The organism is Solirubrobacter soli DSM 22325 (assembly GCF_000423665.1).
Lineage (GTDB): Bacteria > Actinomycetota > Thermoleophilia > Solirubrobacterales > Solirubrobacteraceae > Solirubrobacter > Solirubrobacter soli.
Genome location: NZ_AUIK01000023.1, coordinates 29,373 through 50,766, shown reverse-complemented (window position 1 = coordinate 50,766; position 21,394 = coordinate 29,373). Strand labels below are relative to the sequence as shown.

The 21,394-nt window shown below is 72.8% G+C and carries 19 protein-coding genes; 11 read left to right on the top strand and 8 right to left on the bottom strand.

Annotated elements, in window-relative coordinates; translation table 11 throughout:
- The first annotated feature begins 81 nt into the window (after nucleotides 1-81).
- Entirely contained in the window at nucleotides 82-1,443 is a 1,362-nt protein-coding gene (locus tag G569_RS0117810) for an FAD-dependent oxidoreductase (protein WP_028064412.1), read from the top strand.
- Here the strand turns inward: G569_RS0117810 and G569_RS58270 are convergent.
- The 5 genes from G569_RS58270 to G569_RS0117785 all read right to left on the bottom strand — a co-directional run bounded on the left by G569_RS58270 (nucleotide 1,430) and on the right by G569_RS0117785 (nucleotide 9,335).
- Entirely contained in the window at nucleotides 1,430-4,894 is a 3,465-nt protein-coding gene (locus tag G569_RS58270) for an amidase family protein (protein ID WP_169542175.1), read from the bottom strand. The two genes, G569_RS0117810 and G569_RS58270, sit on opposite strands and share 14 nt — an antisense overlap.
- Nucleotides 4,895-5,080: 186 nt before the next feature.
- Entirely contained in the window at nucleotides 5,081-5,320 is a 240-nt protein-coding gene (locus G569_RS0117800) for a (2Fe-2S)-binding protein (protein WP_028064411.1), read from the bottom strand.
- A complete protein-coding gene (locus tag G569_RS0117795; protein WP_037497500.1) occupies nucleotides 5,317-6,480 on the bottom strand; it encodes an NAD(P)/FAD-dependent oxidoreductase in 1,164 nt (387 codons plus the stop codon). The genes G569_RS0117800 and G569_RS0117795 overlap by 4 nt, the downstream gene beginning before the upstream one ends.
- 192 nt (nucleotides 6,481-6,672) lie before the next feature.
- A complete protein-coding gene (locus tag G569_RS0117790; protein ID WP_169542174.1) occupies nucleotides 6,673-7,962 on the bottom strand; it encodes an aldehyde dehydrogenase family protein in 1,290 nt (429 codons plus the stop codon).
- Nucleotides 7,963-8,021: 59 nt separating this feature from the next.
- Nucleotides 8,022-9,335 (bottom strand): replication-associated recombination protein A, encoded by a 1,314-nt coding sequence (locus G569_RS0117785; protein WP_028064408.1) that lies wholly within the window; start codon nucleotides 9,333-9,335, stop codon nucleotides 8,022-8,024.
- 39 nt (nucleotides 9,336-9,374) lie between these two features.
- Between G569_RS0117785 and G569_RS0117780 the strand changes: the two genes are divergently transcribed.
- Genes G569_RS0117780 through G569_RS58265 form a run of 4 tightly spaced genes read left to right on the top strand, consistent with a single transcriptional unit; the run spans nucleotide 9,375 to nucleotide 15,169 of the window.
- Nucleotides 9,375-10,676, top strand: a complete 1,302-nt coding sequence (locus G569_RS0117780) for a M20/M25/M40 family metallo-hydrolase (RefSeq protein WP_037497436.1) — start codon at nucleotides 9,375-9,377, stop codon at nucleotides 10,674-10,676.
- Nucleotides 10,676-11,467, top strand: coding sequence for a DUF1385 domain-containing protein (locus tag G569_RS0117775; RefSeq protein WP_028064406.1), 792 nt, complete (start codon nucleotides 10,676-10,678; stop codon nucleotides 11,465-11,467). Before G569_RS0117780 ends, G569_RS0117775 begins: the two co-directional genes overlap by 1 nt.
- A gap of 50 nt (nucleotides 11,468-11,517) precedes the next feature.
- Nucleotides 11,518-13,026 carry an ATP-dependent metallopeptidase FtsH/Yme1/Tma family protein gene (locus G569_RS49400; RefSeq protein ID WP_053226542.1) on the top strand — a complete coding sequence of 503 codons (1,509 nt, stop codon included), beginning with the start codon at nucleotides 11,518-11,520 and terminating at the stop codon, nucleotides 13,024-13,026.
- A 40-nt stretch (nucleotides 13,027-13,066) separates the two neighbouring features.
- Complete coding sequence (locus G569_RS58265) at nucleotides 13,067-15,169, top strand: EAL domain-containing protein (RefSeq protein ID WP_053226541.1); 2,103 nt, start codon at nucleotides 13,067-13,069, stop codon at nucleotides 15,167-15,169.
- 35 nt (nucleotides 15,170-15,204) lie between these two features.
- Here G569_RS58265 and G569_RS49390 read toward each other — a convergent pair whose 3' ends face one another.
- Nucleotides 15,205-16,038 (bottom strand): diacylglycerol/lipid kinase family protein, encoded by an 834-nt coding sequence (locus G569_RS49390; protein WP_169542173.1) that lies wholly within the window; start codon nucleotides 16,036-16,038, stop codon nucleotides 15,205-15,207.
- Nucleotides 16,039-16,063: 25 nt separating this feature from the next.
- On the opposite strand from G569_RS49390, the gene mce reads away from it, so the two are divergent.
- The 5 genes from mce to G569_RS0117735 are packed head-to-tail and all read left to right on the top strand — an operon-like array spanning nucleotide 16,064 to nucleotide 18,653.
- Nucleotides 16,064-16,474, top strand: coding sequence for a methylmalonyl-CoA epimerase (mce, locus tag G569_RS0117755; RefSeq protein ID WP_028064405.1), 411 nt, complete (start codon nucleotides 16,064-16,066; stop codon nucleotides 16,472-16,474).
- Nucleotides 16,471-16,692 carry a hypothetical protein gene (locus G569_RS0117750; protein ID WP_028064404.1) on the top strand — a complete coding sequence of 74 codons (222 nt, stop codon included), beginning with the start codon at nucleotides 16,471-16,473 and terminating at the stop codon, nucleotides 16,690-16,692. The genes mce and G569_RS0117750 overlap by 4 nt, the downstream gene beginning before the upstream one ends.
- Nucleotides 16,658-17,194: a phosphatase PAP2 family protein gene (locus G569_RS49385; RefSeq protein WP_169542172.1), complete on the top strand. Its 537-nt coding sequence runs from the start codon at nucleotides 16,658-16,660 to the stop codon at nucleotides 17,192-17,194. The genes G569_RS0117750 and G569_RS49385 overlap by 35 nt, the downstream gene beginning before the upstream one ends.
- On the top strand, nucleotides 17,194-18,276 hold the full coding sequence (ychF, locus tag G569_RS0117740; RefSeq protein ID WP_028064403.1) for a redox-regulated ATPase YchF: 1,083 nt from the start codon (nucleotides 17,194-17,196) through the stop codon (nucleotides 18,274-18,276). The genes G569_RS49385 and ychF overlap by 1 nt, the downstream gene beginning before the upstream one ends.
- A 17-nt stretch (nucleotides 18,277-18,293) precedes the next feature.
- Nucleotides 18,294-18,653: a diguanylate cyclase domain-containing protein gene (locus G569_RS0117735; protein WP_084285128.1), complete on the top strand. Its 360-nt coding sequence runs from the start codon at nucleotides 18,294-18,296 to the stop codon at nucleotides 18,651-18,653.
- On the opposite strand, the gene G569_RS0117730 is transcribed toward G569_RS0117735, so the two are convergent.
- The gene (locus G569_RS0117730; RefSeq protein ID WP_169542171.1) at nucleotides 18,628-19,491 is read right to left on the bottom strand and encodes a 5'-3' exonuclease; all 864 of its coding nucleotides are present in this window, start codon (nucleotides 19,489-19,491) and stop codon (nucleotides 18,628-18,630) included. The genes G569_RS0117735 and G569_RS0117730 overlap by 26 nt on opposite strands.
- 23 nt (nucleotides 19,492-19,514) lie before the next feature.
- Here G569_RS0117730 and G569_RS0117725 point away from each other — a divergent pair, with 23 nt between their 5' ends.
- Nucleotides 19,515-19,970 carry a MaoC family dehydratase gene (locus G569_RS0117725; RefSeq protein WP_028064400.1) on the top strand — a complete coding sequence of 152 codons (456 nt, stop codon included), beginning with the start codon at nucleotides 19,515-19,517 and terminating at the stop codon, nucleotides 19,968-19,970.
- Here the strand turns inward: G569_RS0117725 and G569_RS0117720 are convergent.
- Nucleotides 19,967-21,334: a SpoIID/LytB domain-containing protein gene (locus G569_RS0117720; protein ID WP_028064399.1), complete on the bottom strand. Its 1,368-nt coding sequence runs from the start codon at nucleotides 21,332-21,334 to the stop codon at nucleotides 19,967-19,969. The genes G569_RS0117725 and G569_RS0117720 overlap by 4 nt on opposite strands.
- Nucleotides 21,335-21,394 lie beyond the last annotated feature (60 nt).

Sequence of the window (21,394 nt, the reverse complement as noted above, 5' to 3'; positions counted from 1 at the left end):
GTACGCTCGTCGGGTGAGCGAGCCCGGCGACCGCCTTCGAGGGACCAACCGATCGATTTCGGGCGTCCCGGGTGTGGGGCCGTGACCGAAGCGTCGAAGTTGGTCGACGTCGCCATAGTCGGCGGCGGGCCGGCGGGGATGGCCGCTGCCATCGCCGCCCGTCAGGCAGGGTCGTCGGTGGTCGTGATCGACGAGTACGCAGCGCCGGGAGGACAGATCTGGCGCCGCCGGTTCGACGAGGTCGACTCCGCCGCTCCGCCCTCGCTCCCGCCGGAGGCCCGGTCGCGGGTGCGCGCGTTGCGCGACTCCGGCGCGGAGGTGCTCGCCGGCCGCTCGGTCTGGGGGACGCCCGAGCCGGGCGTCCTCATGCTCACCGGGTCCGGCCCGGCGCGGGTGCGCGCGAAGGCGATCGTGCTCTGCACCGGCGCGTACGACCGTCCCGTCGCGTTCCCGGGCTGGACGCTCCCCGGCGTGCTCACCGCCGGTGGGGCGCAGGCATTGGCGAAGGGCCAGGGCGTGCTGCCGGGCAAGCGGGTGCTGCTGGCGGGCGCGGGGCCGTTCCTGCTCCCGGTCGCCTCGCAACTGGCGTCGTTGGGCGCCGATGTGGTCGCCGTGGTCGAGGCGACGCGCCGGCGCGAGTGGATGGGCGTCGGCCCGCGGATGGCCGCCCACCCGCAGCGCCTGGTCGAGTACGCCAAATACCGCACGAAGGTGCGCCGGATCGTCTGGGGTCACGTGATCGTGCGCGCCGAGGGCGAGGGCCGCGTGCAGCGCGCGACGATCGCCGCGGCGGGTCCGGACTGGTCTCCTTCGGGGGCCGAGAAGTCGTTCGCGGTCGACGCGGTCTGCACCGCCTACGGCTTCCTTCCGTCCGTCGACCTCGCCCGCGCGCTCGGCTGCGAGCTCGCCGGTGACGCGGTCGCCCACAACGAGGACATGCAGACCTCCGTGACGGGCGTGTTCGTGGCGGGTGAGGCGACGGGTGTCGGCGGCGCCGAGCTCGCGCTCGCCGAGGGCGAGCTGGCGGGCTTCGCGGCCGCCGCCCATGCGGCCCGGCCGCGCGCCAACGGCAACGGCGCGCTCGCGCCCGCGCGCGACCTCGCCCCGCTCCGCGTCCGCCGCGAGAAGCTCGCGAACTTCGCCGGCATCCTCTCGGACCTCTTCGATCCCCGGCCGGGCCTGTTGAAGCTCGCCGACGCCGACACGACGCTGTGCCGCTGCGAGGACGTCACCGCCGGCGCGGTCGACGCCGCCGTCAACGGCGGCGCCACCACGCTCTCGGCGCTGAAGGTCGTGACCCGCTGCGGCCAGGGCCCGTGTCAGGGCCGGGTGTGCGAGCGGCTCGTCGCCGCCCGCGTCCCGGAGCCCGAGCGCTTCAGCGCCCGGGCTCCGATCCGGCCGATCCCGCTCGGCCTGCTGATGGCCGAAGCTACGGATTCGTAGTGCTCAGCGTGAACGTCAGCGTCTTGCTGTAGGCGCCGGTCCGCAGCGCGTCGGACGCCTTCACCGTCTGCTTGAAGCCGATCGTCACCGGGTCGTTTGACACCGGTGCGGTCCAGGCGGCCTTGCTGAAGCTCACCTGCAGGGGCTCCGGGAGCGCGAACGTCCCGTTCATCAGGTGGCCGGGGTCGGACACGGTCAACGTGGCGTCGAGCGCGGTGCTCAGCACGTTGGCGGTCGTCGAGGCCGTGTATTCCTTGGTGACGCCGGGCGTGAACGCGCCGAAGGTCGCCGGCGCGCCCAGCGTCAGTGAGAGCGTGGCGCCCACGGCGCCGCCGACCGGGGCGGGCACGCTGACCGCGTCCGGCACGTCGGCCGGTGCGACCTCGCCCGGCCCGCAGGAGGACGAGCGGTCGATGTAGACGATCGGCGCGACGCAGTGCCACGTCTGCGGCATCACCTCGGACGGCGTCTGCCGCACGAGCGCCGCGCGCTCGTAGGCGTACCCGAACCCGAGCAGCTTCGCGTCGTCGCCGGCGGTGCCGGTGAACGAGATCGACTGCGGGCGCCGCGCCGTCGGGTCATACCCGGCCGGGATCGACACCTGCGGGTAGCCGGCGCGGACGCCGACCTCGGCCATCGTCGCCGTCAGCGAGAGGATCGCGTCGACCGGCGCGCCGGCGTTGGCCAGCAGCGTGTCGATGTACGCCTTCGACTCGGCGCGGCCGTTGGCGAGATCGTTGTTGTAGGACGTCGCCGTCGCGGGATCGTTGAGGTCGATCGCCGCCGCGGCCCGCAGGCGCGCCTGGCCGAACTTGAGCGTGTCGGCCGCGTGGGCGTCGTTGAACGCGACGATCCCGGCGGTCGACTTCCCGTACGGAGCGAGGTACGCGTCGAGGTCGCGCTTGAACTCGCGGTCGACGATCTTCGCCGTCGTCGGCCGGCTGGGTGCGGTCAGCGGGACGGCCGTCGCGCCGAGCGAGGTGATCTCGGCCACCGCGTCATTGAACGGCGTCAGCGAGTTGCCGGACGTCGGCGCGATCACGCCGATCCGCTTGCCGGAGAGCGCCGACTTGGTCAGCCCGGCGGCGTAGTCGGGGGCGGTCGCCGGGGCGTTGGCGGTCGTCGCGTCGGAGTCGTCCTCGCCCACCAGGCCCGACAGCACCGCGGCGATGTCCGCGACCGACTTGCCGACCGGCGCGGGGATGTCCTGCGAGCGCGCCACCGGCAGCACGCCGGTGCGCGAGACGAGCCCGAACGTCGGCCGGAACGCGGCCACGCCGGTCGCCGCGGCGGGTGCCAGGGCGTCGATCGAGGCGGAGTTCGTCGCGTTGTTGGTCCCGTTCGTGGTCGCGTCGGTCTCGACGCCCACGGTGGCGGCGGCGAGGCCGGCCGCGGCAGCCGCGACCGCGCCCGCGGACGAGCCGTTGGTCGACGTGCGCACGTCGTACGGGTTGAGCACCTGGCCGTGCAGCGAGCCGTAGCCCGCGGGCATGCCGGTCGCGACCATGCCGTTGAGCTCGGTCACGTTGACCTTGCCGAGGATGATCGCTCCGGCGGCCTTCAACCGCGTGACGATCGCGGCGTCCTTGGCCGGGACGACGTCGGCGAGCGCGAGTGAGCCCCCGGTCGTCGGCATCCCCGCCACGTCGATCGTGTCGCTCACCAGCACCGGGATGCCGGAGAGCGGCCCGGGCTTGGGTGCCGCGGCCTCGGCGGCGGCGTTCGGGTTCAGCGCCCGCACCGGGTTCATGCCCGGGCCCTGATTGTTGACGAAGTGGATGCGGTCGATGTACGCCTTCACCAGCTGCGACGGCGTCAGGGTGTTGTTGGCGAAGCGCCGCTGGATGTCGTTGATGCTCAGGTGCTCGAGGTCGAGCGCCGGCGGGATCAGCGCGTCGGTCAGCGGGCCCGCGAAGCCGGCGAACGGGCCGCAGCCGACCGCGTCGGCCGTCACGCAGCGCCACGTCGCCGGGTTGATCTCCGACGGCGGCTTGCGGAGCTTGGTCGCCTGCTCGTACGCGTAGGCGAACCCGAGCAGCTTGGCCTCCGAGAAGCGGCGCCCGACGAACGTGATGTTGACCGGGCGGCCGGTGTCGGCGGGGAAGCCGCCGGGCACGGAGACGATCGGGTAGCCCGCGAACGCGGCGGGCGAGATCAGCCCGAGCTGGGTCTGCAGGACGGCGTCGACGCCGTTGAGCAGTCCGTCGAGGTACGTCCGCGCGCGGTTGATCTCGAAGGTCTTGACGCCCTCGTACTCAGCCTGCTCGTCCGGGTTCTCGAGGTGGTACTGAGCGGGCGGCCCGAAGCGCGAGTCGCCGTACTTCAGCCCTTCCTCGGGGTGGTTGTGGAAGTAGGCGTTGGCCTCGTCATAGCTCTTGATCGGGGCGTTCGCGGGCAGCCGCGACAGGTACTTGTTGAGGTCGCGGCGGAACTCGCGGGTCTGCAGCGACTGCGCCGTCGCGAAGTTCGGGATGTTGATCTGCACGATCGTCGCCCCGAGGCTCTGGAGCGCGTTGCGCGCCGCGACGTACTGCGCGTTCGTGGAGTTCGAGACCGCGATCCGCGCGCCCTGGAGGGCGTTCGCGGTGAGCCCGGCGGTGTAGTCGGTGCCGGCGACCTGCGCCGTGTCCGCGGTGTGCGGGTCCTCCGGGTCGACCGCCGTCAGCGCGTTCAGCAGCAGTGCGGCGTCGCTCGTCGTCTGCACGAGCGGGCCGAGCGTGTCCTGGGACTCGGAGATCGGCACGACGCCGGTGCGGCTCCACAGGCCCGTCGTCGGCCGGATGCCGACCACGCCGTTCTGGGTCGCGGGCGAGAGGATCGAGCCCTCGGTGTCCGAGCCGAGCACCAGAGCGGCAAGGCCGGACGCCGCGGCGACGCCGGACCCGGCGCTCGAGCCGCCCGGGTCCGCAGACGTGTCGTACGGGTTGAGCACCTGACCGTGCAGCGACCCGTTGCCGCTGGACTGGTTGTTGGAGACCCACGCGGCGAACTCGGTCAGGTTGACCTTGCCGAGGATCACCGCGCCCGCGGCCTTCAGCCGCTGAACGACGAACGCGTCCTTGTCGGGCACCGAGTGCTCGAGCACGATCGAGGACGCCGTCGTCGGCATCCCGGCGACGTCGATGTTGTCCTTGAGCAGCACGGGCAGTCCCTCCAGCGGCCCGCGCACGCTGTGCGTCCTTCTCGCCAGGTCCGACACCCGCGCCTCTTTGAGCGCGTTCGGATTGAGCGAGCGCACGGCGTTGAGCGCCGGCCCGCGCTGGTTGACCGCGGCGATGCGGTCGATGTACGCCTTCGTCAGCTCGACGCTCGTCAGCTGACCCGCCTTGAGCATCGCGGCGAGCTCCGTCGCCGACGTCCGCTCCAGATCCGGCACCGCGGCCTGTGCAGGCGCCGCCCCTACCCCGACGACGAGCGCCGCGGCGATCGCCGCGGTCCGTATACGACCCATCGATTCCCCCTCTCGCTGTGCCCGGGGTTCGTTGACGAATGGTCGGTCCGACCGAGGTGGTGCAGCCGCCAGTGGCTCGGGTCGCCCGCGCTCGCGATGCGTCCTTCTAGGACGTGAGCAGCGTGGGTGGCACGAGGCGCTGCGGATGCGCCGCATCGGGCGTACCGGTATTCGTCAGCGGACCCCTTATGTGTGACCGGTGGTCACGCGCATGCCCGCGGTGACCGGGGTCACGCAGGAGCGCACGACGACACCGTCAACGACGACGCGGCATTCCTGGCAGACGCCGATGCCGCAATAGAGGGCGCGCGGGTCGCCCGCGGGGCTGTCGCGCAGGACCGTCTGGCCGGCGTTCAGCAGCACCGCGGCCAGGCTCTGGCCGGCGGGCGCGTTCAGCGCCCGGCCGTCGACGGTGAGCTCGATCACGACGCCGCCAGCTCGACGGGCGCGAAGCGGTCGGGCGAGAACCATTCGATCGGCACGGGCGAGGGCGCGCCGGTGTGCCAGGCGGTGACGAGCTCCCCGGTCGCGGGGGCGAGGCCGATGCCGGCGCCCTCGTGGCCGGTCGCGACGCAGATGTTCGGCGCGTCGTGGAAGGGGCCGATGATCGGCACGTGGTCGGGCGTCAGCGGCCGCAGGCCGGCGTAGACGCGCAGCGCGCGGGCGTCGTTGAGGATCGGGAAGAAACGCGCCGCGCGGCGGGCGATCGCGCCCGCGACGCCGAGCTCGACCGTGCGGTCGAAGCCCACGTGCTGACGGCTGGAGCCCAGCAGCGCGGTGCCGGAGGGCGTCGACTCGACGACCATCGCGATCTGCAGCTCCGCGTCGTCGGCCTCGACGGCGGCGACGTAGCCCGCCTCGCTCAGCTTGCGCCGGAACACGACCGGCGAGCGCTCGAGCACGACGATCTGGCCCTTGCGGGGCGTGACCGGAACCGACAGTCCGGCGGTCGCCAGCAGCTTCGGCGTCCACACGCCCGCGGCGACGACCACCATGTCCGCGCCGACGCGGCCCGCGGTCGTCTCGACGCCGGTCGCCCGCCCGTCGGCGCCGCGGACGATCGCGGTGACGTCGACGTCGGTGCACAGCTCCGCTCCGCGCGCGACCGCGCCGCGGACCAGCGCGGCGGTCGCGAGCCGCGGCTCGAGCTGCGCGTCGCCGGGATAGAGGACGCCGCCCGGGAGGTCGTGCGCCGCGTAGGGCTCCTCGCGGCGCAGCCCGTCGGCGTCGAGCACGATCCCCTCGACCCCGAGGCCGGCGAGCACCCGGTTGCGCTCCGCGCAGGCCAGCAGCTCGTCGTCGGTCTCGGCGACCACGACGCTGCCCTTGCGGTCGTACTCGAAGTCGTCGTCGAGCTGCTCGGAGAGGCCTTGCCAGAGGTCGGCCGAGCGCAGCGCCAGCGGCAGCTCGCGCTCGAGCTCCTTGTCCCAGGCGAGGACGTTCCCCTCGCACGATCCGGAGCTCCCGGAGGCGATGAAGGAGCGGTCGTAGAGCCGCACCCGCACGCCGGCCGAGGCGAGGAAATAGGCGCACGACGCGCCGACAACGCCGGCTCCAACGACGACGACGTCAGGACTGCGACCCATGAATCCCACCCTAGGGGCTCATCACTGCGCTGCCTTCCGACAATCGCTGCATAGACGACCCGTGGCCCTTCGACATATCGCCATTGAGGGGCTCTCCGGGGAGACGGAGAATGCCGGGCAAGGGGGACCCTGGGTCCACGCAGAGGGGTGTGTGCGCGACGGTGAGTGGTGTGAGCGGAGGGGCCCCGCCACTCACCGGTTGCGCCGAGTCTTCACCAGCTCCTTCAGCGCCGGCCAGCGACGTGACTCGCGCCCGTGCCGGAACTCGGCGAGCGCGGTGAGGAACGGCACGCCCTTCGCTTCGAGGCTCGGCGTCCCGGGCGCCCACGGCGCGCGCCACTCCAGCTGGCGCGCGACGACGTGGCGGGCGATCCGCACCTCGACCGCGGTGGGCGCGAGGCCGTGGCGGCCGAACCAGGTCGTCTGCGACGGCAGGCGGCGCGAGACGCGCTCGCCCTTGTAGCGGTCGCGGGCCCAGACGGAGATCGGGCCGTCCCGGCCGTCGCGGGCGGCAACGCGGACGGCGGTGTCGGCGTCCGGCACCTCGACCACCGCGAGCGTCAGGCCTTCGGGGTGCGTGAAGCGCGGGTCGTCGGCGCTGATCCCGTCGAGGATCTGCGGCTGCGCGAACGTGTCGGGAGCGACCGGGCCGATATCGGTGTCCTCGGCCTGTGGGTCCCCGACCGTCAGGTCCGCCGAGCCCTTGCGCAGCGCCTCGACCAGCCCCGGCACCGCGCCCTCCACCACCACGAGCCGCCCGGCGGCCGCGGGGTGGTGGCCTGAGCCCGCGAACGCGGCCCACAGCGCGGCCTCGACGAGCTGCTCCTTCGGCGCGCCCTCGAGCACCAGCAGGGTCCCGCGGCGCGAGGGCGGCTGGAGGCGGTGCACGCGGCGGCAGACCGCATCGAGGCCGTCGGCGCCCGGCACCGTGGCCAGCACCTCGCCAGGCAGCCCGGCGCGCAGGAAGACCTGTCGCAGGCGCTGGGCGGCGAGCGGCGCGCCGGCGGCCAGCAGCACCGCGTTGCCGGCGAGCAGCGCGGCGGCGGCCTCGAGCGCCGGCTCGGCCCACGGCGAGGCGGACGGGCCCTCGAGCCCGATCACGCCCACCGGGGACTGCACCAATCGCGTGCTGCGGCCGGTCAGCAGCGCCGCGCGCGGCGCGAGCCGCCGGTCGGCGAGCGCGCGCGGCCCGTCGGACGCCAGCGCGTGCAGGCCCTCGACCGCGGGCAGCAGCTCCGACAGCACGATGTGACGCTTCGGCCACCCGGTCTCGTCCGCGAGCCGGCGCGCGAGGTCGTCGAGCTCGTCGAGCATCGCGACCGCGGTCCGGCGGATGTAGCGCGCCCGCGAGGCGACGGGGACGAGCGACCACAGCGGCTGCGCGACCTTGGCCTGGAGCGCGGCCTCGGCGAGGTCGACGGGCGCGACGCTGCCGAGCACCGCGCCGCTGGCGGGGGCGCGCACCTGAAGGGGCTCAGCCACGCGCCCGCCCCGCGTGCGTCGCGTCGCCGCGCCGCGCCGCGCCCGCCCACCCGCGCACCTCAAGCATCGCGCCGCCTCGCCGCGCGCGCGGCCGCGAGCCGTTCGCGCATCGTCGGCTCGGTGTCGCCCGGGTCGTAGAAGCGCACCGACTCCAGGCCCGCGGGCATGTGCTCCTGGTCGTTCACGTTGCCGGGGTGGTCGTGCGGGTAGTCGTAGCCCTTGCCGCGGCCCAGCGCCTTCGCGCCCGGGTAGTGGGCGTCGCGCAGGGCGGCGGGCGGCGCTCCGGCGCCGTGCTGGCGGATGTGGGCACGGGCGGCGGACAAGGCCGTGCCGCTCGCGTTGGACTTCGGCGCCAGCGCGAGGTAGACGGCGGCCTGCGCGAGCGCGAAGTGCGCCTCGGGCATGCCGACGTGCTCGACCGCGTGGGCGGCGGACACCGCGACCTGCAGGGCCTGCGGCGCGGCGTTGCCGATGTCCTCGCTCGCCAGGATCACCATCCGGCGGGCGATGAACCGGGCGTCCTCGCCGCCCTCGAGCATCGCCGCCAGGTAGTACAGCGACGCGTCCGGGTCCGACCCGCGGGTGGACTTGATCCAGGCCGAGATGTAGTCGTAGTGCTGGTCGCCGCCCTTGTCGTAGCGGACGGCCTTGCGCTGCATCGCGTCCTCGGCGTCGGCCAACGTCACTTCCTGGCCGGTCCGCTCCGCGGTGTCCAGCGCCAGCTCCAGGGCGTTCAACGACGAGCGCGCGTCGCCGCCTGAGCGACCCGAGATGAAGTCGATGACCTCGTCGGACACGCTGCGCCCGACCGTGTCCAGCGCCCGCCGCAGCAGCCCCGCGATCTCCTCCTGCGTGAGCTCCTGCAGCTCGTAGACCTGCGAGCGCGAGAGCAAGGCGGAGTTGACCTCGAAGTACGGGTTCTCGGTCGTCGCGCCCACGAGCACGACGAGGCCCTCCTCGACCGCGGGGAGCAGCGCGTCCTGCTGGGCCTTGTTGAAGCGGTGGATCTCGTCGAGGAAGAAGATCGTGTGCCGGCCGCCGCGGCGCCGTTCCCTCGCCCGCGCGATCACCTCGCGCACCTCGGCGCGCCCGGCCTCGACGGCGGAGAGCTCCTCGAAGGCGGCGTCGGCGTACTCGGCCGACATCCGCGCGAGCGTCGTCTTCCCGGTCCCGGGCGGGCCGTAGAGGATCATCGAGTGCGGCTCGCCCGACTGGATCGCGGTCCGCAGCGCGCTCGCGGGCCCGAGCAGGTGGGTCTGGCCGACGAAGTCCTCGAGCGTCCGCGGGCGCATGCGCGCGGCCAGCGGCAGGTCGGCCGCGGGGGGCTCAGGGCGCCCGGGCGGCTCGTCGGGCACGTCGAACAGCCGTCCCATGGCGGCTAAGTATGGAGCGCCCGCCACTACGCTCTAGTGATGCGGCCCGAGGACCTCCAGGACGAGACCGCGGAGGTCCTGGCGAAGCTGATCCGCTTCAAGACCGTCAACCCGCCCGGCAACGAGCGCGCGTGCATCGAGTGGCTGGCGAGCTACCTCTCCGACGCCGGCCTCGAGGTCGAGCTCGACGGCTCGTCGCCTGAGCGCCCGAACCTCGTCGCGAGATACGAGGGGGGCGAAGACGGCCCGGTCCTGGGCTACCTCTCCCATGTGGACACCGTGCTGGCCGACGCCGAGGACTGGAGCGCCGACCCGTGGGGCGGCGAGATCCGCGACGGCTTCCTCTACGGCCGCGGGACGATCGACATGAAGAACCAGACGGCCGCGGAGGCCGTCGCCGCGGCACGCCTCGCGCGGGCGGGGGCGCGGTTCAAGGGGACGCTGAAGGTGATCGCCGTCCCCGACGAGGAGACCGGCGGCGAGCTCGGCGCCAAGTGGATCACCGAGAACCGCCCGGACCTGAGCCGCGTCGACTACCTGCTCAACGAAGGGGCGGGCGCGATCATGCCCTACGGCGACCGCCGCCTCTACGGCGTCTGCGTGGCCGAGAAGGGCACGTTCCGCTTCAACGTCGACACCACCGGAACCGCGGCGCACGCGTCCGTCCCCGCGCTCGCGCGCAACGCCCTGCTCGAGCTCGCTCCGCTGATCACGCGTCTCGGCTCCAACCGGCCCCGCTACGACCTGATGGAGGCCACGAGCGCGCTCGTCACCGCGCTCGGCGGCGACCCCGCCGAGCCGAAGGCGGCGCTGCAGCTCGTCGCGGACACCGAGCCTCGGCTCGCGCCGCTGCTGGACGCAGCGATGCGCTGCACGTTCGCGCCGACGATCGTGTCCGCGGGGGAGAAGATCAACGTGATCCCGGCGCGTGCCCGCGTGCGGGTCGACTGCCGCGTCCCGCCCGGGATGGGCGTCGATGTCGCTCGCAAGCGCGCCCGCGAGGTGCTCCAGGACGACGACGTCCAGATCACCTTCACCGAGGAGGTGACCGGCAACCGCTCGCCCGTCGAGTCGCGTTTGATGGACGCGATCGGCGACTGGGTGGCCGAGAACGACCCCGGCGCCGAGGCGGTCCCCACCGTCCTGCCCGCGTTCACCGACTGCCGCTGGTTCCGGACGGCGTTCCCGGACTGCGTCGCGTACGGCTTCTTCCCGCAACGCCACCAGACGATCTATGAGACCTGGCCGCTGATGCACGCCAAGGACGAGCGCATCGACGTCCGCGACCTCGGCTTCGCCGCCGCGTTCTTCCACGACCTGCCCGGGAGGCTGTTGACCTGATGCCCGTCCCCAAGGACAAGCTGCGACTGGGCGGGATGGCCCTGCGCAACGGCCTGCTCGTGCACGGCCCGACCCACTGGGCGGCCGCCGTGCGCACGAAGTCCGGCGACGTCAAGGTCGCCTCCGGACCCAAGCCGCGCGTGACGATCGCCGACGACATCCCCGGCCTGCGCGGGCTGTTCCGGCTCGGCGAGGCCTTCGCCGTCATCCCGCTGGTCAAGAAGGGCCTGCCCGAGGCCAAGCTCGCGTTCGAGCAGCCGAGCGTGCTCGGCGTCGCCGCGGGCGCGTCGATCGCCGGCACGCTGCTGCGGCGCCGCGCGCCGGGCGCGACCGGTGAGGTCGCGTCGGCGTTCATCGCCCTCGCGCCCGCGCTGTTCGCGCTGCGCGGCGGCGAGCTGGCGGCCTACCACGGCGTCGAGCACAAGGCGATCGCCGCCTACGAGGCCGATGACGACGACGCGCGCGATGCGCTCAAGGAGCACGAGCGCTGCGGCTCGCACCTGATGGCGCCGATGCTCGCGGCCAACCTGGCGGGCACGCTGCTGCTCAAGCGGACGGTCGAGCGGCCGACGCCGATCATGGGCGGCGCGGTCTCGCTGGCGTCCACCGCGGCGGCGGTCGAGGTCTTCGCGTGGACCGAGCGCCACGCCGACTCGCCGGTCACCCGCGCGCTGAAGAAGCCGGGCTACGAGCTGCAGCGGCTGATCGGCACGCGTGAGCCGAACGAGACCCAGTTGGAGGTCGGCCGAGCGGCTCTGGCCGAAATACTGAGGGTGGAAGACTCGAACTAGGGTCCAGACCCTCTAGTCAAACCCGCAGGCGTGGCGATACTTGGTCGCACATGAGCCTGTGGGACCACATCTCGAACAACCTCCTGACCTGGGGACCGCTGGTCTTCATGGCCCTCATCGTCTTCTTCCTGTGGCGGACGATGAAGCTGATGCCGAAGACCAAGCCGATGGAGCTGACGCCCGACTCGGCGGGCTCCGTGAAGTGGGACGAGGTCGCGGGGGTCGACCACGCGAAGGCCGAGCTGCGCGAGGTCGTCGACTTCCTCGCCGATCCTGAGCGCTTCCGCAAGCTCGGGGCGACCGTCCCGAAGGGCATCGTCCTGCACGGCCCGCCCGGCACCGGCAAGACGCTGCTGGCCAAGGCGGTCGCCAACGAGTCCGGCGCGAAGTTCTTCGGGCAGTCGGCGGCGAGCTTCGTCGAGATGTTCGCCGGCCTCGGCGCCGCGCGGATCCGGCGCCTCTTCGCCGAGGCGCGCAAGCACGCGCCGGCGATCGTCTTCATCGACGAGATCGACGCGGTCGGCGCCGTCCGCGGCTCGGACAACAACTCCGAGCGCGAGCAGACGCTCAATCAGCTGCTGGTCGAGATGGACGGCTTCGCCTCCTCCGGCGACGTCGTCGTGATCGCGGCCTCGAACCTGCTGGAGAAGCTCGACCCCGCGCTGATGCGCCCGGGCCGCTTCGACCGCCAGATCTTCGTCTCGCCGCCGGACGTGGGGGGCCGCAAGTCGATCCTCGAGGTGCACACGCGCAACAAGCCGATCGGCAAGGACGTCGACTTCGAGAAGATCGCCCGCTCGACCTCCGGCCTGACCGGCGCGGAGCTGGCCAACATCGCCAACGAGGCCGCGATCGCCGCGGCCCGCGGCATGCGCCCGCGCGTCGAGCAGCAGGACTTCGACTACGCGCTGGAGCGCGTGATGGTCGGGATGGAGAACGGCCACGCGCTCAACGAGCACGAGCGCCAGGTCGTCGCGTTCCACGAGGCCGGCCACGCGCTGCTGGCGGAGCTGCTCCCCGGCACCACGAAGACCCACCGGGTCTCGATCGTCCCGCGCGGCACCGCGCTCGGCTACGTCTTCCACCTGCCCGAGGAGGACCGCCACCTCTCGACGCGCTCGGAGCTGATGAACGAGCTCGTCGTGCTGCTGGGCGGGCGCGCGGCCGAGGAGATCGTGTTCGGCTCGATCACCAGCGGCGCGTCCAGCGACCTGTTCAAGGTCGCCGAGACCTCCCGCCGGATGATCCACGAGTGGGCGATGGGGACCTCCGTCAGCGCGATCCAGCTGCTCGCCGAGGGCGGCGCGCTGTCGGATCGCACACGCGAGCTGCGCGACGCCGAGCAGCAGCACCTCGCCGACGAGGCGATGCGCCGCGCGGTCGCGCTGATCACCACCTACCGCGCGCAGCTGGACGCGATCGCCGCCGCGCTGCTGCACCACGAGGTCCTCGACGGCGAGGACATCAAGCGGCTCATGCAGGGCGTCGAGCTTCCCGGCGAGGGTCGGGTCCATCTGCGCGTCGCAGCCGCCCAAACGAACGTCCAACACGGTTCCTGAGTGGTTCAGATGAAGTCGCTGCGGCCGATCATCCGGATTGATGGGCGCCGCAGACGACTTCAGGGTGTTGCTGGAACCCGGCGCCATCCGCGCCGTGTTCCAGCCGATCGTCCGGCTCTCTGATCTCGAGACGATCGGCTACGAGGGCCTGGCGCGCTTTCCCACGCCGCCGGGCCTGGTCGCGCTGCCGCCGGACGTGACGCTCGCCGCCGCGGCCCGCGCCGGCATCCGCGACGACATCGAGGTCGCGTGCTGGCGGGCGATCGCCGCCGCCGGCGTCCCGCCCCACGGGCGGCTGCTGTGGGTCAACCTCTCGCCCGAGGCACTCGGCCACCCGGGCCTGCTCGAGCTCGCCGGCAAGCTACCGTCGCGCCTGGTCATCGAACTGACCGAGCAGGACACCGTGCTCAATCACACCCTGTTGCGTGAGCGGCTGCGGCCGTGGATCGCCCGCGGCGCGCTGGTCGCGGTCGACGACGCCGGGGCCGGGTTCACGTCTTTGGAGTACGTGGCCGACATCCGGCCGGACTTCCTGAAGCTCTCGCGCGGCATGGTCGCGGGGGTCGACCAGGACACGACGCGCGAGGCGGTCCTGCGCGCGACCGCCGCGTTCGCGCGTGAGGTGGGCGCGCGGGTCGTGGCCGAGGGCGTCGAGCGGGCCGAGGAGCTCGAGGCGCTGCGCGCGATGGAGATCGACTACGGCCAGGGGTGGCTGTTCGGTCGTCCCGGCGAGGCGTGGCCGCGCGAGCAGCCCGCGACGCCCGCGAGGCCGTGTCCCGTGACGGTTTCCGGCCGCCTGGAGCGCGACCTCGAGAAGGCCTGCACCGCCCGCGACGCCAGCGAGGCGATCGTCGACCACCTGGCGCGCCGCGGCCTCCTCCCCGCGGTCCTGCTCGGGCAGGAGGGCCGGTTGCGCTGCCAGGCGGTGCGCGGGTTCTGGCAGGTCTACGACGGGCTCTCGCCCAACACCGGGATCGTCGGCCGCGTCTACCGCACCGGTCGGGCCGCGATCGTCGAGGACGTCGGCGAGGCGCCGGACTACCTGCCCGCCGTCCCCGGCGTGCGCGCCGAGGTCTGCTTCCCGCTCGTCGTCGCCGGCCACGTGGTGGGTGTGCTGGACGCGGAGTCGCTGACCGCGATCGATACCGCGACCGTCGCCGAGATCGAGCGCTGCGCCGCGCTGCTGAGCGCGCGGTTGGAGGACGTGGGCGCTGTCGGCGCCGCCTCCCCGGCGCAGCGACTGGCGCGCACCGCGGTCCGGCTCGCGTCGACCGAGGACCCGGAGGGGGTCGTGCGTGAGGCGTTGTCGGCGGCGCTGGAGCTCTCGGGCTTCGAGTCCGGCGTGATCGCCCTGGCCGACGGCCACGGCGCGCTGTACCCGCACCTCGCCGAAGGGCCGTTCGGGGTCGCGTTCAGCCAGCTCGCCTCGGAGGAGCTCGCGGCGATGGCGTCCTGGGTGAACGAAGGCACCTCCAGCTACACCGTCGGCGACACCGCGGGCCGCGGGTTCGTCGGCCACGAGGTGCTGCGCCGCTCCGGCGTCGGCTCGCTGATCGTCCTCCCCCTGAGCTTCGCGGGCGACCGCCTCGGGCTGATCCTCGTCGCCGACCGCGGCAACCGCCGGCCGGTGATCGAGGACGTCGAGCTGCTCGAGCTGCTCGCCCTCCAGGCGGCGTCCGGGCTGCGGATGGCGTCGATGCTCACCCAGCTGCGCGAGCGCGTCTCCCGCGACCCGCTGACCGGTCTGCGCGCCTCCCTGCCGCCGCTGCCGGACCAGGCGGGGATCGTCCTGGTGGACGTCGACCGCCTGGCCGACGTCAACGACGTCGGCGGCCAGGCCGCGGGCGACGACGTCCTCCGCGCCACCGCCGGATTGCTGCGCGAGCTGATGCCCCCGGGCTCCCAGGCGTTCCGGATCGGCGCCGACGAGTTCGTCGTGACGCTGGACCCACGCCGCGCCTCCGCGGCCGAGCACATCGGATGGGAACTGCGCGCCCAGGCCCCGCTGCGGATCGGCCGCACCGTCTCCGTGGGCGTCGCGGTGGGTGCGTCGGGCGAGTCGGGCGAAGCGGTCGTCCTGCGAGCGGGCGTGGCGCTGGACTCGGTGAAGCGCGCGGGCGCGGACGGCGTCGCGGTCGCCTAGCGCGCGCGAGCGGTTGTCGGCGTTCCTCACGCCGATCACGGCAAGAGCGGCACCACCAACTCGAACGCCCCCGCCCGCGCGGTCACCCGCTCGAGCCCGCCATCGACGAACTCCCCGTCCACGTTGAGCTCCGCGCCGGAAGGCAGCGCAACCTCGACCACGCGGCCCTGAAAGTGCGACACCGCCCGCTGGCGCTCGATCGTGCGCGTCCGCAGGCCCCACGCGCGCCGGGCCAAGGCGACCCGCGAGCCCGCCGGGACGATCACGACGTCGAGCTCGCCGTCGGTCGCGTCGGCGGTGCCGATGCCGGAGCCGCCGCCGAACGCGCCGGTGCAGGCGACCATGAGCTGCCAGGCGTCGCCGGTGAAGGCGTCCGAGCCGTCGACGCGCACTCGGACGGGGAGCGGGCGGCCGGAGGCGGCCGCGCGGACCGCGCCGAGCCCGTAGGCGAGCGGCCCGAAGCGGGACTTCAGCGGCTGTGCCCGGCGGCCGGCGACGGACGACAACCCCGCGCTGGCGACGTTGACGAACGGGCGCCCTGTGCTCAGCCGGCCGAGCTCGAGCGCGCGCGTCCGCGTCCCGGAGGCCGCGAGTCGAACCGCCGCTTCGAGGTCGGAGGGGATGCCGTTCGCGCGGGCGAAGTCGTTGGCCGTCCCGCCGGGGATCACGGCCAGCGGCACTCCCATCGCCCCGGCCCGGTCGGCGACCGGGGCGATCGTCCCGTCCCCGCCGCACACCACGACGCGGTCCGCGTCGATCCGGTCGAGCTCGTCGAGGCCGAGGACCTCCGCCCCGCCCAGCAGCGAAGCCAGCCGCGCAGGGTCCAGGCCGCGGCCCGACTTCTCATTGGCCACTAACGCGATCCGCACGCCGCCCGAAGATACACTCGCTGCCGTGTTCGGCCGCATCGACCACATCGGGGTCGCGGTCGCCGACTTGGAGTCGGCGATCGAGCTCCATACCCGGGCCTACGGCATGCCGCTCGTGCATCGCGAGACGATCGCGGAGCAGGGCGTCGAGGCCGTGCTGCTCGACGTCGGCGAGAGCCACGTCGAGCTGCTCTCCCCGTTGAGCGAGGACACGCCCGTCGGGCGCTTCCTGGCGAAGAAGGGGCCGGGGCTCCACCATGTCGCGTACCAGGTGGAGGACGTCGCCGCCGCGCTGCAAGAGGCGCGCGACAACGGTCTGCGGCTGATCGACGAGACGCCGCGCACCGGTATCCGGGGGACGCAGGTCGCGTTCCTGCATCCCGCCACTGCCGGCGGTGTCCTGACCGAGCTCGTCCAGCCCGTGGAGGCACATTGAGTTCCAACGCCGTACGTCGCACCGCCGTCGGGTTCCAGGGCGGGCAGGTGCTGTCACTCCGCCTCACCGATGAGGCGCTCGCCAACCTGAACAGCACGCTCAAGGAGGGCAAGGAGCGCTGGGTGGAGGTCGACGCCTCCGACGGCGCGGTCCTCGTCGATGTGGGCCAGGTCGTCTACCTGCGTGTTGAATCCGACGAGCACCGAATCGGCTTCTAAGCCCGCCTGGCGGGTCCAGTTCAATGCGGTCGACCTCGCCCTGTACCGGCGGGTGCGGCTGCTTGCCCACACACCGGAGACGGTGACGTGGGTCCGCCGCTATTCGCACCTCGGTGAACACGGCGGGATCTGGCTGGCGACGGGCGCCGCGGCTGCTTTAGTGGACCGCCGGCGCCGCCGTCGCTGGTTGCGCGCCACCGCGTCCATCGGCGCGGCCTACGCCACCTCCACGACGATCAAGCTCGCCGTCGGCCGCAAGCGCCCGGCGATCGAGGACCTCCCGCACCTGATGGCCACACCCACCGGACTCTCCTTCCCGTCGAGCCACACGACCTCGTCGTTCGCCGCCGCGCGCGCGTTCGGCGCCCTGATCCCGGGTGCGCCGCTGCAGATCGCGGCCGCCGCGATGGGGCTCTCCCGCCTCTACCTCGGCGTCCATTACCCGAGTGACGTCGCCGCCGGCGCCGCGCTCGGCCTCGCGATCGGGAGCCTGGGCCGATGATGAAGGTCGGCCTCGTCGGCATGCCCAACGCGGGCAAGTCGAGCCTCTTCAACGCGCTCTCCCAGGCCGGGGCGGAAGCGGCCAACTACCCGTTCACGACGATCGAGCCCAACGTCGCCGTCGTCCCCGTCAAGGACGAGCGGATGGAGCAGGTCGCGGCCACGGTCAAAGCGTCGAACATCGTGTGGGACACGATCGAGTTCCACGACATCGCGGGCCTCGTCGCGGGCGCCTCCAAGGGCGAGGGCCTGGGCAACAAGTTCCTGGCCAACATCCGCGAGTGCGACGCGCTCCTGCACGTCGTCCGCACCCACACCGACGACAACGTCATCCACCCCGAGGGCTCGGTCGACCCGGCGCGCGACATCGCCACGATCGAGACCGAGCTCCTGCTCGCCGACCTCGACACCGCCGAGCGCCGCCACGCGAAGGTCATCCGCGACGCCCGCTCCGGCGATCGCGCGGCCGTCGCCGAGGAGGCCTGGCTGCGCCAGATCATCGAAGCGCTGCAGGCCGGCAAGCCCGCGCGCACCGTCCCGACTCCACAGGACGCGCCCGACGCGCTTCGCAACCTGTCGCCCCTCACCGGCAAGCCGGTCCTGTTCGTGGCGAACGTCAACGAGGGCGAAGATGCGGTGCCGAGCGTCGTCGCCGACCACGCCGCCGCCACGGGCGCCGCCGCGGTCGCGATCTCCTCCCGCATCGAGGCCGACTTGTCAGACCTGGGTGACGACGAGGAGGCCGCGGCGATGCGCGAGGAGCTCGGCATCGGCGAGTCCGGCCTGCACCGCGTCGTCAACGGCGCGTTCGGCCTCCTGCACCTGATCGCGTTCTTCACCGCCGGCGAGGGCAAGCCCGCCCAGACCTGGCATCTGCGCCAGGGCCTGACGGCCTGGCACGCCGCGGGCCAGATCCACACGGACATCCAGAAGGGCTTCGTCCGCGCCGAGGTGATCGGCTGGGACGCCCTCGTCGAAGCGGGCGGCTACGCGGGTGCTCGCGACAAGGGCACGCTGCGCCTCGAGGGCCGCGACTACCTGATGACCGACGGTGACGTCCTCACCGTGAAGTTCACACCGTAGGCCTGTAGGGTCGCGCCGTGACGCGACGGCCCTTCGTCTTGCCGGGCCCTGATGTGGGTCGGCTGCTGCTCGACCGCCTGGTCGCCGAAGGCGTGCGGTACGGACGCGATTTCGCGCTCGTCCGCATCGTCGTCCCGCTCGGGACGGCGGACGAGATCGCCCCGTTGCTGGCCGCGATCCTGCGTGACGCCGACGTGCTCGTGCGGTGGGAGGCGGACGAGCTGCTGGCGCTGCTGCCGGCCACGGACCGCGCGGGGGCCGAGCGCGCCGCCCAGCGCATCTCCGCGGCGTCGGACACGCCGATCGCCGTCGGTGCCGCCCACTGGGTGGGCGACACGGCCTATGACCTGCTCAGCCGGGCTGAGCCGCGTCGCTGAGGCGCTTCGACAGCCGGCCCATCCCGAGCTCCTCCGCGGCTCGAGAACCGCCCGCGTAGTCGGTCGGCCGATCCTCCGGCCGCTCCAGCGCGACCATCCGCAGCGTCGCGATGTCCTTGAACGTGCGCAGCTGCTCGGCCTGCTCGATCAGCGCCTTGCGGACCGACGGCGTCTCGCGGATCGCCCCGAGGATCACGTGGTCGAGGTCCCCCTTGCGGCGCAGCAGGTCCCCGGCGGTCTTCGCGCCGATCCCCTTGGCCCCCGGCAGCCCGTCCGACGGGTCCCCGCGCAGCGCGATGAAGTCCGGCACCTGCGCCGGGTCGATCCCGTAGATCTCGCGCACCTGGTCGGGGCCGACCTCGTCCGGGCCCTGCTGGCGCGCCTTCTGCAGCAGGATCGTGACGCTGTCGTTCGCGCACTGGAACATGTCGCGGTCCGCGGTGAGGATCAGCGTCTGCCCGCCGTGCTCGGTCTCCAAGGCCGCGAACGAGCCCATCAGGTCGTCGGCCTCGAGCGACTCGTGGCCGAGCACGGTCCAGCCGAGCGCCTCGTAGAGCGCCGGCGCCCGCTCCCACTGCCACGCGAGGTCGTCCGGCATCTCGGGCCGGGCCGCGTGGTAGTCGGGGTAGGCGTCGGTCCGATACGTCGCCGACTCCTGCCCGAAGCACATGACGACGGCCCGCGGTGCGTACTTCTCGATGCACCACAGCGTCATGTTCACCGAGCCGACGAGGGCGTTGACCGGGCGGCCCTCCGCGCCCTTGATCGAGTCGGGCAGCGCGAAGAAGCCGCGGTAGAGCAGTCCAGGGGTGTCGCACAACAGAAGCGGAGCAGGCACGGCGCGAAGTATGGTGCCCCGCCATGCGGACGATCACCGGACTCGAAGAGCTCAAGGCCGCCGAAGGCGAGACCCTCGGCACCTCCGACTGGCACCAGATCACGCAGAAGGACGTCGACGCCTTCGCCGACGTCACCGGCGACCACCAGTGGATCCACGTCGACGTCGACCGCGCGAAGGAGACCCCGTTCGGCGGCACGATCGCCCACGGCTTCTTCACGCTCAGCCTGCTGCCGTACCTCAACAACCAGATCTTCAAGCTCGAGGGCTTCGCCTTCGCCCTCAACTACGGCCTCAACAAGGTCCGGTTCCCCGCGCCCGTCCCGGTCGGCTCCAAGGTCCGCTCGTCGCCGAAGGTCGCGGAAGTGACCGACGTGCCGGGCGGGGCGCAGATCGTCTTCGAGACGACCTTCGAGGTCGAGGGCGGCGAGAAGCCGGTGTGCGTCGCGGCGAGCGTCGTCCGGGTCTACACCGGCTAGAGCCGCACGGCCGGCCCGAAGGCGCCGGCGAAGACCACGCGGTAGACGCCCGCGTGCGTCGCGGGGTACTCGTAGGCGCCGCCGCGGGTCCTGATGTCGCCGACGTCGACCCAGCGCCCGTCGCGGCGCTCCTGGACGGTGCCGTGGGCGCCGCCGCCGATCACGGTCCCGCGCATGACGCCGGCGACCTTCGGCGCCACGAACGAGAACGAGCGCGGCGGGGCTTTGGTGCCGCCGGACGCGTCCGTCTCCGGAGCCTTCTCGCCCTTGATCGCGGTGAAGTACGCCCACGTGTCGAAGAGCTCGAGCTGGGCCCGCAGCGTCGCGCCGTTGACGGTCGTCACGCCGCGCGAGCCGACGACCTCGGCGCTCATGATCCGCGGCGACGCCCCGCGCTTGGTGACCCGGATGCCCTTGAAGGAGCCCTTGACGAGCGGGCCGAGCTTCTTCGCGGCGGCCTTCATCGTCAGCTTCACCGTCCAGCGGTGCCGGGGGGAGACGCTGTCGTACTCGTCGTTGACGGACTTCAGCCACGGCTTCGGCTCGTTGCCGAGCGTGGTGTTCTCGACGTCCTCGGTCTTGCCGCCGGAGGTCGAGAAGAAGTAGGTGACGACCGGCTGGCCGTTGTAGGTCACGATCTGGCCGCGCGTCGCGGCGACCGCCGCGTTGGTCGAGGCGGTCTCGATCCCGATGCCCTTGTAGACCTGCGAGCGGGTGTCGGCGTAGTGGTCGAACTCTGCGCTCTTGGCCGTGGTGATCGCGTAGGTGCGGGCGGCGATCGCCTGCGCCTTCAGCGCTTCAGCCGGCCAGGAGGCGGGCGACTCGGCCGGGACGACGCCCTGCAGGTAGTCGTCGAGCCCGACGCTGTTGATCACCGAGACGCCCTTGAACGACGTGGGCGTGAACTCGAGCACGCCGCGATAGGTCCCGACGCCTGAGAGCGCCGTCACCGGGTTCCCGGCGACCTGCAGCGGGGCGGTGAACGTCGCCAGCTTCTTCCCGCCGCTCGAGAGGTCGACCTGCGTGAGCCCGCGGCGCTTGACCGTGTAGGTCTTCGTGGGATCGAGCTTGCGCGAGCCGGCCTGCTTGGCACCGGAGAACGAGGCCGAGCGCGTGTCGTCGACGAGCTCGATACGGACCTTCCGGTTCGGGTCGGTCGTGCCGGGCGCGGTGCCGGTGTAGTAGTGGGCGAGGATCTGGCTCGCGGACCAGCCGTGCTCCGCGTAGCCCATGGCGCCGTACTGGCTCATCCCGACGCCGTGGCCGAAGCCGGCGCCCTTGATCGTGAAGGTGGTCTTCGCGGCCTGGGCGGGCGCGGCGGCGAGCAGGAGCGTCGCCGTGATGATCGTCAGCAAGCGGGTCATAGGATCAGCGGTGCGGCGCGCCATCTAAGTTAGCCGGACACGTCCCGAGGGGAGGAGTTG

Excerpts from the sequence above, each read along its gene's own strand:
- G569_RS58270 (WP_169542175.1), bottom strand. The coding sequence starts at position 4,894 with ATGGGTCGTATACGGACCGCGGCGATCGCCGCGGCGCTCGTCGTCGGG.
- G569_RS0117795 (WP_037497500.1), bottom strand. The coding sequence starts at position 6,480 with ATGGGTCGCAGTCCTGACGTCGTCGTCGTTGGAGCCGGCGTTGTCGGC.
- ychF (WP_028064403.1), top strand. The coding sequence starts at position 17,194 with ATGAAGGTCGGCCTCGTCGGCATGCCCAACGCGGGCAAGTCGAGCCTC.
- G569_RS58265 (WP_053226541.1), top strand. The coding sequence starts at position 13,067 with ATGGGCGCCGCAGACGACTTCAGGGTGTTGCTGGAACCCGGCGCCATC.
- G569_RS0117775 (WP_028064406.1), top strand. The coding sequence starts at position 10,676 with ATGCCCGTCCCCAAGGACAAGCTGCGACTGGGCGGGATGGCCCTGCGC.
- G569_RS49400 (WP_053226542.1), top strand. The coding sequence starts at position 11,518 with ATGAGCCTGTGGGACCACATCTCGAACAACCTCCTGACCTGGGGACCG.
- G569_RS0117785 (WP_028064408.1), bottom strand. The coding sequence starts at position 9,335 with ATGGGACGGCTGTTCGACGTGCCCGACGAGCCGCCCGGGCGCCCTGAG.
- G569_RS0117780 (WP_037497436.1), top strand. The coding sequence starts at position 9,375 with ATGCGGCCCGAGGACCTCCAGGACGAGACCGCGGAGGTCCTGGCGAAG.
- G569_RS0117720 (WP_028064399.1), bottom strand. The coding sequence starts at position 21,334 with ATGACCCGCTTGCTGACGATCATCACGGCGACGCTCCTGCTCGCCGCC.
- G569_RS0117725 (WP_028064400.1), top strand. The coding sequence starts at position 19,515 with ATGCGGACGATCACCGGACTCGAAGAGCTCAAGGCCGCCGAAGGCGAG.